At 70.7% G+C, this 13,078-nt stretch carries 11 protein-coding genes and 1 tRNA gene; 4 read left to right on the top strand and 8 right to left on the bottom strand.

Annotation, left to right across the window (positions count from 1 at the left end; all coding sequences use genetic code 11):
• Positions 1-32: 32 nt before the first annotated feature.
• Together ispG and J0P97_RS13520 are read right to left on the bottom strand one after the other, a co-directional pair.
• Positions 33-1,184, bottom strand: a complete 1,152-nt coding sequence (gene ispG / locus J0P97_RS13525) for a flavodoxin-dependent (E)-4-hydroxy-3-methylbut-2-enyl-diphosphate synthase (protein ID WP_215488310.1) — start codon at positions 1,182-1,184, stop codon at positions 33-35.
• Between the two features lie 69 nt (positions 1,185-1,253).
• The gene (locus J0P97_RS13520; protein ID WP_215488309.1) at positions 1,254-2,312 is read right to left on the bottom strand and encodes a hypothetical protein; all 1,059 of its coding nucleotides are present in this window, start codon (positions 2,310-2,312) and stop codon (positions 1,254-1,256) included.
• A 213-nt stretch (positions 2,313-2,525) separates the two neighbouring features.
• Here J0P97_RS13520 and J0P97_RS13515 point away from each other — a divergent pair, with 213 nt between their 5' ends.
• Positions 2,526-4,454, top strand: coding sequence for an anthranilate synthase family protein (locus J0P97_RS13515; protein ID WP_215488308.1), 1,929 nt, complete (start codon positions 2,526-2,528; stop codon positions 4,452-4,454).
• Positions 4,455-4,543: 89 nt separating this feature from the next.
• On the opposite strand, the gene J0P97_RS13510 is transcribed toward J0P97_RS13515, so the two are convergent.
• The 3 genes from J0P97_RS13510 to J0P97_RS13500 all read right to left on the bottom strand — a co-directional run bounded on the left by J0P97_RS13510 (position 4,544) and on the right by J0P97_RS13500 (position 6,135).
• A complete protein-coding gene (locus tag J0P97_RS13510) occupies positions 4,544-4,903 on the bottom strand; it encodes a UBP-type zinc finger domain-containing protein (protein ID WP_215488307.1) in 360 nt (119 codons plus the stop codon).
• A 110-nt stretch (positions 4,904-5,013) separates the two neighbouring features.
• A tRNA-Thr gene (locus J0P97_RS13505) sits at positions 5,014-5,086 on the bottom strand.
• A 47-nt stretch (positions 5,087-5,133) separates the two neighbouring features.
• The gene (locus J0P97_RS13500; RefSeq protein ID WP_215488306.1) at positions 5,134-6,135 is read right to left on the bottom strand and encodes a DsbA family protein; all 1,002 of its coding nucleotides are present in this window, start codon (positions 6,133-6,135) and stop codon (positions 5,134-5,136) included.
• Between the two features lie 261 nt (positions 6,136-6,396).
• Here J0P97_RS13500 and J0P97_RS13495 point away from each other — a divergent pair, with 261 nt between their 5' ends.
• A complete protein-coding gene (locus J0P97_RS13495; RefSeq protein ID WP_215488305.1) occupies positions 6,397-7,497 on the top strand; it encodes an ABC transporter ATP-binding protein in 1,101 nt (366 codons plus the stop codon).
• Between the two features lie 103 nt (positions 7,498-7,600).
• Complete coding sequence (locus J0P97_RS13490; RefSeq protein ID WP_215488304.1) at positions 7,601-8,929, top strand: DUF4032 domain-containing protein; 1,329 nt, start codon at positions 7,601-7,603, stop codon at positions 8,927-8,929.
• Positions 8,930-8,955: 26 nt separating this feature from the next.
• On the opposite strand, the gene J0P97_RS13485 is transcribed toward J0P97_RS13490, so the two are convergent.
• The 3 genes from J0P97_RS13485 to cysS form a co-directional block, all read right to left on the bottom strand.
• Complete coding sequence (locus J0P97_RS13485; RefSeq protein ID WP_215488303.1) at positions 8,956-9,594, bottom strand: NAD(P)-dependent oxidoreductase; 639 nt, start codon at positions 9,592-9,594, stop codon at positions 8,956-8,958.
• 65 nt (positions 9,595-9,659) lie between these two features.
• Positions 9,660-10,649: a 23S rRNA (guanosine(2251)-2'-O)-methyltransferase RlmB gene (gene rlmB, locus J0P97_RS13480; RefSeq protein WP_215488302.1), complete on the bottom strand. Its 990-nt coding sequence runs from the start codon at positions 10,647-10,649 to the stop codon at positions 9,660-9,662.
• The gene (gene cysS, locus J0P97_RS13475) at positions 10,639-12,066 is read right to left on the bottom strand and encodes a cysteine--tRNA ligase (RefSeq protein WP_215488301.1); all 1,428 of its coding nucleotides are present in this window, start codon (positions 12,064-12,066) and stop codon (positions 10,639-10,641) included. The genes rlmB and cysS overlap by 11 nt, the downstream gene beginning before the upstream one ends.
• A 47-nt stretch (positions 12,067-12,113) precedes the next feature.
• Here cysS and J0P97_RS15955 point away from each other — a divergent pair, with 47 nt between their 5' ends.
• Entirely contained in the window at positions 12,114-13,055 is a 942-nt protein-coding gene (locus tag J0P97_RS15955) for a DMT family transporter (RefSeq protein ID WP_215488300.1), read from the top strand.
• The last annotated feature ends 23 nt before the right edge of the window (positions 13,056-13,078 follow it).

The raw sequence follows: 13,078 nt of genomic DNA, 5'->3' as shown, positions 1-13,078 counted from the left end.
ACGCCCATGCCGCAGACGGCATGGGTGTGCCCTCAGGCCGTGATGACCTGGGCGGTGCCCGTACGGGCGTCGGGGCCCATCTCGGCGGCGAGGCGGTTCGCCTCTTCGATGAGCGTGGCGACGATCTCCGACTCGGGAACGGTCTTGATGACCTCGCCCTTGACGAAGATCTGGCCCTTGCCGTTGCCGGATGCCACCCCGAGGTCGGCCTCGCGCGCCTCGCCGGGACCGTTGACGACGCAGCCCATGACGGCGACCCGCAGGGGCACGGTCATGTCCTTGAGCCCCTCGGTGACGTCGTCGGCCAGGGTGTAGACGTCGACCTGGGCGCGGCCGCAGGAGGGGCACGAGACGATCTCGAGCTTGCGCTCGCGCAGGTTGAGCGACTGCAGGATCTGGTGACCGACCTTGACCTCCTCGGCCGGCGGTGCTGAGAGCGAGACGCGGATCGTGTCGCCGATGCCCTCCCCCAGCAGGATGCCGAACGCGGTCGCGCTCTTGATCGTGCCCTGGAACGCGGGGCCGGCCTCGGTGACGCCGAGGTGGAGGGGCCAGTCCCCCCGCTCGGCGAGCATGCGGTACGCCTTCACCATGACGATCGGGTCGTTGTGCTTGACGGAGATCTTGAAGTCGTGGAAGTCGTGCTCCTCGAACAGCGACGCCTCCCAGACCGCGCTCTCCACAAGCGCCTCGGGGGTGGCCTTCCCGTACTTCTCCAGAAGACGCTTGTCGAGCGACCCGGCGTTGACGCCGATGCGCAGCGAGACGCCGGCATCCTTCGCCGCTTTCGCGATCGCACCGACCTGGTCGTCGAACTTCCGGATGTTGCCCGGGTTCACGCGCACCGCTCCACAGCCCGCGTCGATCGCCTGGAAGACGTACTTCGGCTGGAAGTGGATGTCGGCGATGACCGGGATCTGGCTCTTCTTCGCGATGATGTGCAGCACATCCGCGTCGTCCTGGCTCGGGACGGCGACGCGCACGATCTCGCAGCCGGATGCCGTGAGCTCGGCGATCTGCTGGAGGGTCGCGTTGATGTTGGTCGTCGGCGTCGTCGTCATCGACTGGACGCTCACCGGCGCGTCGCCGCCGACGAGCACCTTCCCGACCTTGATCTGACGGGTCTTGCGGCGCGGGGCGAGGACGTCCGGCACACGCGGCATCCCGAGGTTCACTGCTGGCACGTCCCCAGCCTACGCCGGGCCGGCTGGGTGGGCGCTGCGGAGGTTCTCGTCGGCGTGTGCGCCTATCGGTCAGCGCATCCCATCCATGACCTCGAAGACACGGGAGAGCAGCTCGGTCGGGTCGCCGCCCGATCGCTGCCCGGCACTCACCGAGGCGACGTTGACGCCGTCGGCGCCGACAGCGACCTCTTCGTCGACCGCAGCGGACTGCCCGCCCGGCAGCTCGACGCGCTGGCCGCGGCTCAGAACCCGCTCCTGATCCCACCCGGCTCCTGGAGAGAGCGTCAGGGAGGTCAGTCCGTAGACCGCGGCATCCCCGGCGGCGGAGCCGTAATTGGGGTTCCAGTGGCAGGACGCGGTGGCCCCCGCGTCGCGCACCACGCGGTACGTCCACGCGAGGGTGGGATCCCCCTCCCACCAGCCCGTGACGTACCCCTCGCCGAGGAAGTCCGCGAGGCCGAGTCGCTCGCCGAGCTCCTCGCACGTCGCCCCGAGGGACCACCACGGGCCTGTCGCGGGCAGCGCGACGGGCGCGATCGCGCCCGGGACGTGCGCGGAAGCGGTGTCGAGAGTGGACTGGAGAAGCGCAGTCGGGGGCTCGTCCCCGAACTGGTCGACCTGCGCGGCTACCCATACCCCGCCGACGTCGGCGCCGAGCGTGCAGGTGGCGCCGTCGTAGATGCGGATGCAGGCGGCGGTCGATGCCTCCGCCCGAAGATCCGCCGAGACGGAGGCCGTCGGCAGCACGACGACGATCAGGCTGTAGATGCCGTCGGCCAGGTAGCCGATGTCCTCCGCGGCCTGCCAGGCGCACTCGATGCCGCCGAGCGTGCGGAGGCCGACGTCGGCGGTGCCGACGTACTCCCGCGGCCTCGTTTCCACGCCGACGATCGCGGCGAGGTCGTCATCGCTCAGGACGGCGGAGCAGTCGCCCCCGAACGCGATCGTGTGTTCGGGAGTGGGGGTCGGCGTGGGGCTGGGCTGCGCGGTGGAGGCCGACGGCGTGGAGGTCGCCGTCCCAGGCGGCGCCGTGGACGCGCACCCGGCGAACGCGAGGGCGGCTGCCACTGCCGCCGCGATGACGAGCGATCGGCGTGAGCGTGGACGGGGCGCGGGGGGAGGCATCACCCCCCCATCCTCTCGGACGCGTCTGCGGCGCGGCGACAGTCCGGGCTCACCGTTCTGATATTGTGACCGCATGTTCGCGAACACCTCCTGGTGGCTCACCCGCTGAGGCGGTGTGTGCGCGAGCGGATTCGCGAACAAGACACAGACCGCCCTCGAGGCGGTCTTTTCGTTCCCGGACGATCGAGCCCGCCCGACCTGAAGAAAGGCCCGGCGATGACCCCGAGCCCCACGCCCCTGGACGCGCTGCTGCGCTCCGGACGCCCGTTCGCGCTGCTCGCCCGGGGCGGCGCGACCGTCGACGTGCTGACCGGCGATGTCGTCGACGTTCCGCTGCTGGCGGACATTCCGCTGATCGCCGAGGACGGCACGCCACACGAAGTGCTCGCGCTGGTGCCGTACCGCCAGGTCGTCGAGCGCGGGTTCGTCTGCCACGACGACAAGGCGCCGCTGCGCTGCCTCGTCGTGGACGATCACACCGAGATCGACATCGCCGATCTGCTGCCGGCGCTTCCGGTCGAGCCGGTCGACCTCCGCGAGGCCGGATTCGATCTGTCGGATGAGGCGTACGCCGACATCGTCCGCACGGTCATCGCGGACGAGATCGGTCGCGGCGAGGGCGCGAACTTCGTCATCCGGCGGGACTTCACGGCATCCGTCGACACCGATCCCCTGACGGCGGGCCTGACCTGGTTCCGCGCGCTGCTCGAGCACGAGCGCGGGGCGTACTGGACCTTCCTCGTCTCGACCCCCGGACACCTCGCCGTCGGGGCGAGCCCGGAGGCCCACGTCAGCGCGCAGGCAGGCGTGGTCACGATGAACCCGATCTCCGGGACGTTCCGTCACCCGGCCGGCGGCGCGACGGCGGAGACGTTGACCGAGTTCCTCTCCTCGACCAAGGAGACGGAAGAGCTGTTCATGGTGGTCGACGAGGAGCTCAAGATGATGAGCGCCGTCTGCAGCGACGGCGGCCGGATCACCGGGCCTCACCTCAAGGAGATGTCGCGCCTCACGCACACCGAGTACATGCTGCGCGGGCACAGCGCGATGGATCCTCGCGACATCCTGCGCGAAACGATGTTCGCGCCGACCGTCACCGGATCCCCCATGCAGAACGCCTGCACCGTGATCGAGCGCCACGAGCGTGCCCCGCGCGGATACTATTCCGGCGTCGCTGCACTGTTCACCCCGGCGGCGGGCGGCGGGCACGACCTCGACGCCCCCATCCTCATCCGCACGGCGTATCTCGTGGACGGCCGCCTGCGGGTGCCGGTCGGCGCGACCCTGGTGCGCCACTCCGACCCCGACGGCGAAGTGGGTGAGACCCACGGGAAGGCTGCGGGTGTGCTCGGCGCGATCGGCGCGATCCCCCGCGACGACGCTGCCCGTCAGGCCGCCCTGGATGAGGATGCCCCCGTCGGTCCCGACGCCCGGATCGCCCTGGCCGAAGACCCCGCGATCGCCGAGCTCCTCGCCGCGCGGAACGAGCGACTCGCTCCGTTCTGGCTGAACCCGCAGGACGGTGCGGCGGATGCCGCCGACGGCCCCGGCGCCGGCCTGAGCGCACTGGTCGTGGATGCCGAGGATCGTTTCACCACGATGCTCGCCCACCAGCTGCGCCACCTCGGCTTCGCGGTGACGATCGCGCCGTGGGCGGAGGTGACGGATGCCGAGGTCGAAGCGGCAGACCTCGTCGTCTCGGGCCCCGGGCCCGGCGATCCGCGTGACGGCGAGAGCCCGCGCATCGCCCGCATGCGCGAGGTCGTCGCGGCTCGTGTGGCGGCGAGGACCCCGCTTCTCGCGGTCTGCCTGAGCCACCAGATCCTCGCCGACACGCTGGGCATCGATCTGGCTCCGCTCGCCTCGCCCCACCAGGGCCTGCAGAAGCGCGTGGATGTATTCGGAACGCCTGCCTCGATCGGCTTCTACAACACGTTCACGGCTCGAGTCGCCCCGGGCACCGCCCGGCTCGGCGCCACCGAGATCTCTGCCGACGCCGACTCCGGCGACGTCTACGCGATGCGCGGCCCCGGGTACGCATCGGTGCAGGGGCACCTCGAGTCCATCTTGTCGCGCGACGGCCTGGAGACCCTCGACGCACTGGTGCGGCACGCCCTGACGACGGCCCCGCGCCACGAGGACTGACACGCCGCGTCGGCAGGAGACCGGGGACTACCGGACTGCCCCTCGCGGCGCCTCGGCGGGCCGGCCGTGAGCCGGCAGGGGGCTCGCGCTCACGGATGAAGAAGCGCCTGCCAGTTCGCGGGTACGTGGCCGTCGGGCCCGGGGACCGGCTGCGATTGCGGATGACTGGTGGGGGCCGCCAGCCGGGGACCGTCGAAGAACTGGCCGGACCGGTAGTCGTAGAACCACTCCTCGCCCGGCTCGTAGCTCTGGATCACCGCGTGGCCGGTGGTCTCGGAGTGCTTCGTGCCGTGCTGGGACGGCGAGTTGTCACAGCATCCGACGTGTCCGCACTCGGCGCACCGCCGCAGATGCAGCCACCATCCGCCCGTCGCCGTGCACTCGACGCACCCCGGACCCGACGAAGGCACGCTCTCGTCGATGTCGCCCGCCTGCAGGTCAATGCTCATGGCTCTCCCCACTCCTCGTACCGGTTCGATCCCGATCTTCCCAGGTCGACGGGGGTGAGGACAGGCCCCGGCATCCCGCCCGAAGGGGGGATGGAGGTCTCATGTCACGGTGCCGGCTACAGGACTTGAACCTGCAACCCCCTGTTTACAAGACAGGTGCGCTACCAATTGCGCCAAGCCGGCGAGGCGGCATCCAGTCTATGTGCGGTCGCCGCTCGGCGTGAGCGCGGTCAGGGAGTGGCCGACGGCGACGCGGAGCCGGACGGCGACGCGGAGCCGGACGGCGAGGCGGAGGGGCTCGGCGACTTCGACGACTTGCCGCTCGCAGTCGTGAGCACGAACTGCGAGAACTCCGCGGGATCGGTCATCTCACCGACGTAGGCCTGGCCGTTGACCGTGATCATCGAGGTGCCGGCCAGAGCGAGCCCGTCTCCACCCTCGATGCCCGACACGGCGCGCTCGGTGGCGGCCTTCACCCACGAGGTGAACGCTTCGGTCTCGATGCAGTCGCGGAGCGTCTTCGGGTCGTCGTTGCCGTTCGCGAGAGCGACATCGGCGAGCTGCTTGTCCGACAGTCCGTCGGAGTCCACGGCGGGCTGACGGGATAGCAGATCATCGGTGAAGGAGAAGAAGGATGCGGGCGCGTAGGTCGCGACGCACGCTGCCGCGCTCGCGGCGCGCAGGGAGTACTTCGTGCCGTTCGACTTCGCCGTCAGCATCGAGACCGGGTGGTAGGTCAGCGTCGCGGCGCCATCGGAGACCCACGACTTCAGCTGAGTCGAGTTCGCGAGCTGCCATTCCCGCGCCGCGGGCGAGAGGTAGTCGACGTAGACGTGGATGGCGACCGGCGCCTCCGACGAGGTGGGCGCCGGAGACGGCTCGGCGGCATCGGGCGTCGGAGTGGCGAGCGCATCCGGAGCCGAGCCCGCCGAGCCACCGGCCACGGAGGTGACGACGAATCCGTCCTGCTGGTCGACGTGCGGAGAGAGCTGCGGCTTGTTCGCCGACCCTCCGATGGCCCACACCACTGCGACGCCGACGGCGGCGACGACGGCGACGGCCCCGGTGATGAGCACCGCGCGGCGGACCAGACGTGCGCGCGACTGCTGCACCTGAACCTGCTGCGCCTTCTCGCGCACTGCATCCCGGCGTCCCTGCACCGCGACATCCGACGTTTCGACGACCTCGGAGGAGTCGGCCTCGGAGGGACGGGGGGAGTCGTCGGTGGACATGGGACCTCTCGGAGAAAGCCTGCACGGCAGGCCGCGGGGTTCGGGCTGCGGGGGTGGGCGCCGGTGTTCGACGACCGTCACGATGCTAGATCGCGTCCCTGAGAAATGCCCAGACGAGGCCTCCGCCTCCGGTGACAGCCATGTCACACCCGCACGTGCGATAATAGGCCCGCGCCCGACGTCGGGCGTGCGGGGAAGCCCCTCGCTCATTCCTCACTACGGATCGTCCGGCACGTACCTGCCGGTGAAGGAGAAGAAAACATGGCATCCGTCACGTTCGACAACGCCACCCGCCTCTACCCGGGCGGCACCCGCCCCGCGGTCGACAAGCTGAACCTCGAGGTCGCCGACGGCGAGTTCCTGGTCCTCGTCGGACCCTCCGGTTGCGGAAAGTCCACCTCGCTGCGCATGCTGGCCGGCCTCGAAGAGGTCAACTCGGGCCGCATCCTCATCGGCGACCGCGATGTCACCGACATCCCGCCGAAGGACCGCGACATCGCGATGGTCTTCCAGAACTACGCGCTGTACCCCCACATGACGGTCGCCGAGAACATGGGCTTCGCCCTGAAGATCGCCGGCGTCGGCAAGGAAGAGCGCGCCCAGCGCGTGCTCGAGGCCGCCAAGCTCCTCGACCTCGAGGAGTACCTGACCCGCAAGCCGAAGGCCCTCTCGGGTGGTCAGCGTCAGCGCGTCGCGATGGGGCGCGCGATCGTCCGCCAGCCCCAGGTCTTCCTCATGGACGAGCCGCTGTCGAACCTCGACGCCAAGCTCCGCGTGCAGACCCGCACGCAGATCGCCTCGCTCCAGCGCCGCCTCGGCGTCACCACGGTCTACGTCACGCACGACCAGACCGAGGCGCTCACCATGGGCGACCGCATCGCGGTGCTCAAGGACGGTCTGCTCCAGCAGGTCGGCACGCCTCGCGACCTCTACGAGAAGCCGAACAACGTCTTCGTCGCCGGCTTCATCGGCTCGCCCGCGATGAACCTGTTCCCGGTCGACCTGGCCTCGGCCGGCGGCATCCAGTTCGGCACCGCCGTCGTGGACGCCGACATCGATCGCCCGACGAGCGGCACGCAGGTCACGGCCGGCGTCCGCCCTGAGGACATCGTCGTGAACCCCGCCGACGGCAAGGGCCTGTCGGTCACGGTGGACCTCGTCGAGGAGCTCGGCGCGGACGGCTACCTGTACGGGCACACCGACATCGGCGGCAAGCGCACCGACATCGTGGCGCGCGTCGACGGTCGCCGCCACCCGAACGCCGGTGAGACGGTCGTCCTCGCCCCGGTGCCGCACCACGTGCACGCGTTCGACGTCGAGTCGGGCGAGCGCCTCACCAAGAAGGCGATCGCTTCGGCCTGATCGAACCCAACGCGGCGCGGGCGGCACCTCGGTCTCACACCGGGGAGCCCCCGCGCCGCGTCATATCCCCTGACCCTCGCCACCCCGACGATCCGGAGCGACCGTGGCCGACGCCCGTCACAGCACCTCGCTGAGCATCACCGCCAGCAGCATCGATCCCGGGCTGCTCGCCCTGCCCTGGTCGACGCCGCTCGACGCGTGGAAGAGCGACCACATCGTCTCCCTCCCCAAGGGCCTGTCCCGGCATCTGGTACGGTTCGCGAACCTCTCCGGCCGCGTCGTGGCGGTCAAGGAGACCACCGGGGAGATGGCCCGCCGCGAGTACGAGATGCTCGGCATGCTCGCCCGCCTCGACGTGCCCTGCGTCGAGCGCGTCGCGGTGATCGACGGCCGCCGGACAGCGAAGGGCGAGGCGCTGCCGGCCGCCCTCGTCACGGCGCACTTGAAGTTCTCCCTCCCCTACCGAGCGCTCTTCACGCAGACGCTCCGCCCCGACACCGCGGGGCGCCTCGTCGATGCGCTCGCGGTGCTCCTCGTGCGCCTGCACACGATCGGCTTCTTCTGGGGCGACGTGTCCCTGTCCAACACACTGTTCCGGCGTGATGCGGGGGCTTTCGCCGCCTACCTCGTGGACGCGGAGACCGGCGAACTGCACGAGGGGGGCCTCACGCGGGGGCAGCGCGAGCACGACCTCGACGTCGCCCGGACGAACATCGCCGGCGAGATCATGGACCTCGAGGCCGGCGGTCGCCTGGAGGGCGGGATGGATGCCGTGGCCATCGCCGACGGCATCATGTCCTCCTACCGCTCGCTCTGGGCAACCCTCACCGACCAGGAGACCTTCGCTGCGAACGAAGCCTGGCGGATCTCCGAACGCGTCCAGCGCCTCAACGAGCTCGGCTTCGACATCGGAGAGATGTCGATCGAGCAGGCGCCCGACGGGACGCGCGTCTCCATCGAGCCGAAGGTCGTGGATGCGGGTCACCACCAACGGCGCCTCCTGCGGCTCACCGGGCTCGACGTCGAGGAGAACCAGGCACGCCGCCTCCTGAACGACATGGACGAGTTCCGCGCACGCGTGTCACGCCTGGGGTCGGACGAGGACATGGTCGCCCACGAGTGGCTCACCCGCGTCTTCGAGCCGGTCGTCAAAGCGATCCCGTGGGATCTGCGCTCCAAGCTCGAACCCGCCGAGGTCTTCCACCAGGTGCTCGAGCACCGCTGGTACATGTCGCAGGCGCACGGGCAGTCGGTGCCGATCGCGGAGGTGCTCTCCTCCTATGTCGACACCGTGCTGCGGCACCGTCGCGACGAGGCGACGCTCATGGGTCCTCCGACCGAGACGGTCTCCATCCCCATCGTCACCGGCGCCGTCCTGACGCAGGACGACGACGATGACGACGACGACATCGACTGGCGCGATCTCGTCTGAGGTCGCCCCGGCTCAGCGGGTGCGCGTCAGTAGCCGACCGTGAAGCGCCCGCGAGGGTGCTTCGGGCTCTCGATCTCATCGATGACCGCGGCCGCGAAGTCCTCCCCCGAGATGAACGACTCGCCGTTCTCGTCGACGACGAGGACATCGCCGCCGTCGCGGTAGGTGCCGCGCCGCTCCCCGGGGTTGAACCCGCCGAAGCCGCCGGCGGGGTGGATGAAGAACCAGTCGCGTCCCGACTGCTCGGCCTGCAGGTCTTCGAGGACGCCGGTCATCTCCAGCGCCTCGGCCTTGAACGCCTCGGGGAAGTCGGTGTCGACCAGGCGCGGTCCGCCGGGAGCGACGAGGCTGCCACCGGCGCCACCGACGACACCGAGCCGCACGTCGTCGGCGAGCGTCGAGGCGAGGGCCTCGATGTTGGGACGCACGAGCCCCTCCATCTCGCCGCGCGGCGCGACGGCGACGACCACGGCATCCACGCCCTGCAGCTCGGCCAGAAGCGTCGGCACATCGAGGAGGGTCCCTTCGATGTACGTGACACCCGGAACCCGCTCGGCAGCGACCTTGCGGGCGACGGAGAGCACCGTGTGCCCGCGGCGGGCGGCCTCGGCGACGATGTGGCGACCGGCGTAGCCGGTGCCTCCGATGACGGCGATGTTCGACATGGGCGTCCTTTCGTAGGTTCTCCGAGGAGAAGGCGGCCGCGGGGCGGCCTATTCCCGGCCGGTGCTCACTCGCTGGCGGCGCGGATGGTGGCGACCTGGTAGAGCGCGACCGACGCGGCGATGCCCGCGTTCAGCGACTCCGTCGCCGCGGAGATGGGGATCGACACGATCTGGTCGCAGGTCTCGGTGACGAGGCGCGACAGGCCCTTGCCCTCCGATCCCACGACGATGAGGACGGGGCGATCGGCGAGCTCGAGCTGCGGCAGGGAGACTTCTCCCCCGCCATCGAGTCCCAGAACGAAGACGCCCTGCTTCTTGAACTCCTTGAGCGTCGTGGTGAGGTTCGACGCCATCGCGACCGGAACGCGCGCGGCGGCCCCGGCGCTCGTCTTCCACGCGGCGGAGTTCACACCCGCCGAGCGGCGCTGCGGGATGATGAGACCCTGCCCGCCGAACGCCGCCGTGGAGCGGATGATGGCGCCGAGGTTCCGCGGGTCGGTCACGCCGTCCAGCGCCACCAGGAGCGGCGTCTTCCCCGTCGCGATGACCTTCTCGAGGAGGTCCTGCGGATGCGCGTACTCGTACGGCGGCACCTTCAGCGCGACACCCTGATGCACGCCGTCGAAGCCGGCCATGCGGTCGAGCTCGGGACGGGTCACCTCCATGACGGGGATGCCCCGCTGCGTCGCGATCGAGAGCATCTCCTTGACGCGGTCGTCCATCTCGACGCGCTGCGCGATGTAGAACGCGGTCGCGGGGATGCGCGCGCGCAGCGCCTCGAGCACGGAGTTGCGCCCGGTCACGTTCTCGGTGTCATCCCCCGCCTTCGATTTGGGCGCCCGATTCTGCGGCTTCTGGCCGGGCGCACCCTTGCCTCCCGCGGCGGCGTAGCGCTCGGCCGCGGCCTTGCGCTTGCCCGCGGGATGCCACGCGCGATCTTCGGCCTTCGGGGTCGGTCCACGCCCCTCGAGGGAGCGCTTGTTCTTTCCGCCTGAGCCCTTCGTGGGGCCCTTCCCGCCTTTTGCGGCGCCGGGGCGCCCTGGCTTACCGGCCATCGAGACTCCAATGTGTTCCGTGTGCTGAATCTTCCAAGACGATGCCGGCCGCCGCGATCGCATCGCGGATCCGGTCGGCTGCCGTCCAATCCTTGTCGGCGCGCGCCTGAGCGCGCTGCGCGATGAGCGTCTGGACGAGCCCGTCGAGGGCCTCGTGCTCCGCCCCGTCCCCCGTGCCACCCCACTGCGGATCGGTCGGGTTGAGGCCCAGGACGCCGGTCATCCGACCGACCTCGACGAGGGCGCGCGCGGCGGCGTCGTCGTCTCCGGCATCCAACGCGGCATTGCCCGCGCGCACGGTCTCGTGGACGATCGCGAGGGCCTGCGGCACCCCGAGGTCGTCGTCGAGGGCTGTCGCGAATGCCTCGGGAAGGTCGGCGACCACGAGCGGGAGCCGCGTCCCGAGGGCACGGGCGGCGCGCTCCTGGAACGCGCGGATGCGGCCCAGGGCGGACTCCGCCTCGGTGAACGTGGTCGGCGTGATCTCCAGCGACGAACGGTAGTGCGCTGCCGCGAGCGCGTACCGCACGACCAGCGGATCGTATTGCGCGAGGACGTCGTGGGCGAGCAGGAAGTTGCCGAGCGACTTCGACATCTTCTGGTCGCCGACCGTCACGAGGCCGTTGTGCACCCAGTACCGCGCGAACCGGTCACCGGCCGCCGTCGACTGAGCGAGCTCGTTCTCGTGATGCGGGAAGCGGAGGTCGAGGCCTCCGCCGTGGATGTCGAACTCGGGGCCCAGATAGCGCCGGCTCATCGCCGAGCACTCGATGTGCCAGCCGGGGCGGCCCGCCCCCCACGGCGACGCCCACACGGCATCCTCGGGCTCGTCGGGCTTCGCGGCCTTCCACAGGGCGAAGTCGTGCGGATCGCGCTTTCCGCGCTCGTCCACCGCGACGGCCGCATCCGGATCCTGAGCCTGTCGAAGGACCATCGCGTCGATGCTCTGATTCGTGAGCGAGCCGTACTCCGGCCACGAACGCACATCGAAGTACACGTCCCCGTCCGCCGCGTACGCGTGACCGGCGTCGATGAGCCGCGCGATGAGCTCCTGCATCTGCGGGATGGATGCCGTCGCGCGCGGCTCATACGTCGGCGGCAGGATGCCGATGGCCGCATAGGCGGCGGAGAACTCCCGCTCCATCCGGTACGCGAGCGCCCACCAGGGCTCGGCCTCGGTGGCGTTCTGCAGAACCTTGTCGTCGATGTCCGTGACGTTGCGGACGAAGGTGACACGTCCGAACCGACGGACGAGCCAGCGCCGCAGGAGGTCGAAGGCGAGGGCCGCGCGCAGGTGGTGGATGCCGGGCCCCGACTGGACGGTCGGCCCGCAGACGTAGACGGTGACGTTCGAGGGGTCGCCCGGCTCGAAGTCGCGCAGGGTCTGCGCGCGGGTGTCATAGAGGCGGACCGTCACCGCACCAGCCTACCGGCGGGCGGCGATCGTTACGGTAGAACGGTCCTGTGCTCCACGTCGTCGCGATCCTCGTCGCCGCACTCCTGTTCGGAACCACCGGGACCTCTCAGGCGCTCGGCCCGGAGGGAACCACCCCGCTCTCCGTCGGCGCGGTGCGCATGGTCATCGGCGGGGCGGCGCTGGCCCTCATCGCCTTCCTGCTCGCGCGACGGCACGCGCGACGTCGACCCGCTCTCATCCCGCCCGCCCTGCGCGCGCGCCCGATCCTCCTCATGGCACTCACGGGCGTGTGCCTCACCCTCTACCAGCCGCTCTTCTTCCTGGGGACGGCCCGCAACGGCGTCGCCGTCAGCACGGTGATCGCACTCGGATCGGCGCCGGTCCTCGCCGGACTGCTCGAGTGGGCCCTCACTCGCCGGCTGCCCTCGCGGCTCTGGCTGACGGCGACCGCGCTCGCGAGCGGGGGCGTGCTGCTCCTCGGCCTCGGCGGCGGCGCGCACGGCGCCGCGGACCCGGTCGGCGTGCTGGGTGCGGTGGGCGCCGGCGCCTCCTTCGCGGTGATCGCGAACGCCCAGCGGCGCCTGCTGGACGAGGGGTGGGACGCGTTCACCGTCGTCGGCGCGATGGGCGCATGCGCCGCCGCGCTCAGCGCCCTCGCCCTCCCGTTCGTGGACCTGGCGTGGCTCGGGGCACCCCGTGGCCTCGCGATGGCGCTGTGGCTGGGCCTCGCCACCATCGCCGTGGCCTACGTCCTGTTCACCTGGGGGCTGCAGGGCGTCTCCGCCGCCACGGCGGCCACCCTCACCCTCGGCGAACCGCTGACCGCCGCGCTGCTCGGGGTGACCGTCCTCGGTGAGCGGCTCTCGCCGCTGGGCATCGCAGGTCTTCTCGTGCTGGGGACGGGACTCGTCCTCCTCGCCCTCGGATCGCGGGGGTCGCGGGAGTCCCGCGCCGCCCACGGTCCGACGCCGTTCGCCGTGGAGGGATGATCGCCAGGAGCCGGTCCACGAGT

The sequence above is a fragment of the Microbacterium flavum genome (assembly GCF_018717645.1).
Lineage (GTDB): Bacteria > Actinomycetota > Actinomycetes > Actinomycetales > Microbacteriaceae > Microbacterium > Microbacterium flavum.
Note: the sequence above shows the minus strand (reverse complement) of the source record. Positions and strands in the feature narration are given on the sequence as shown.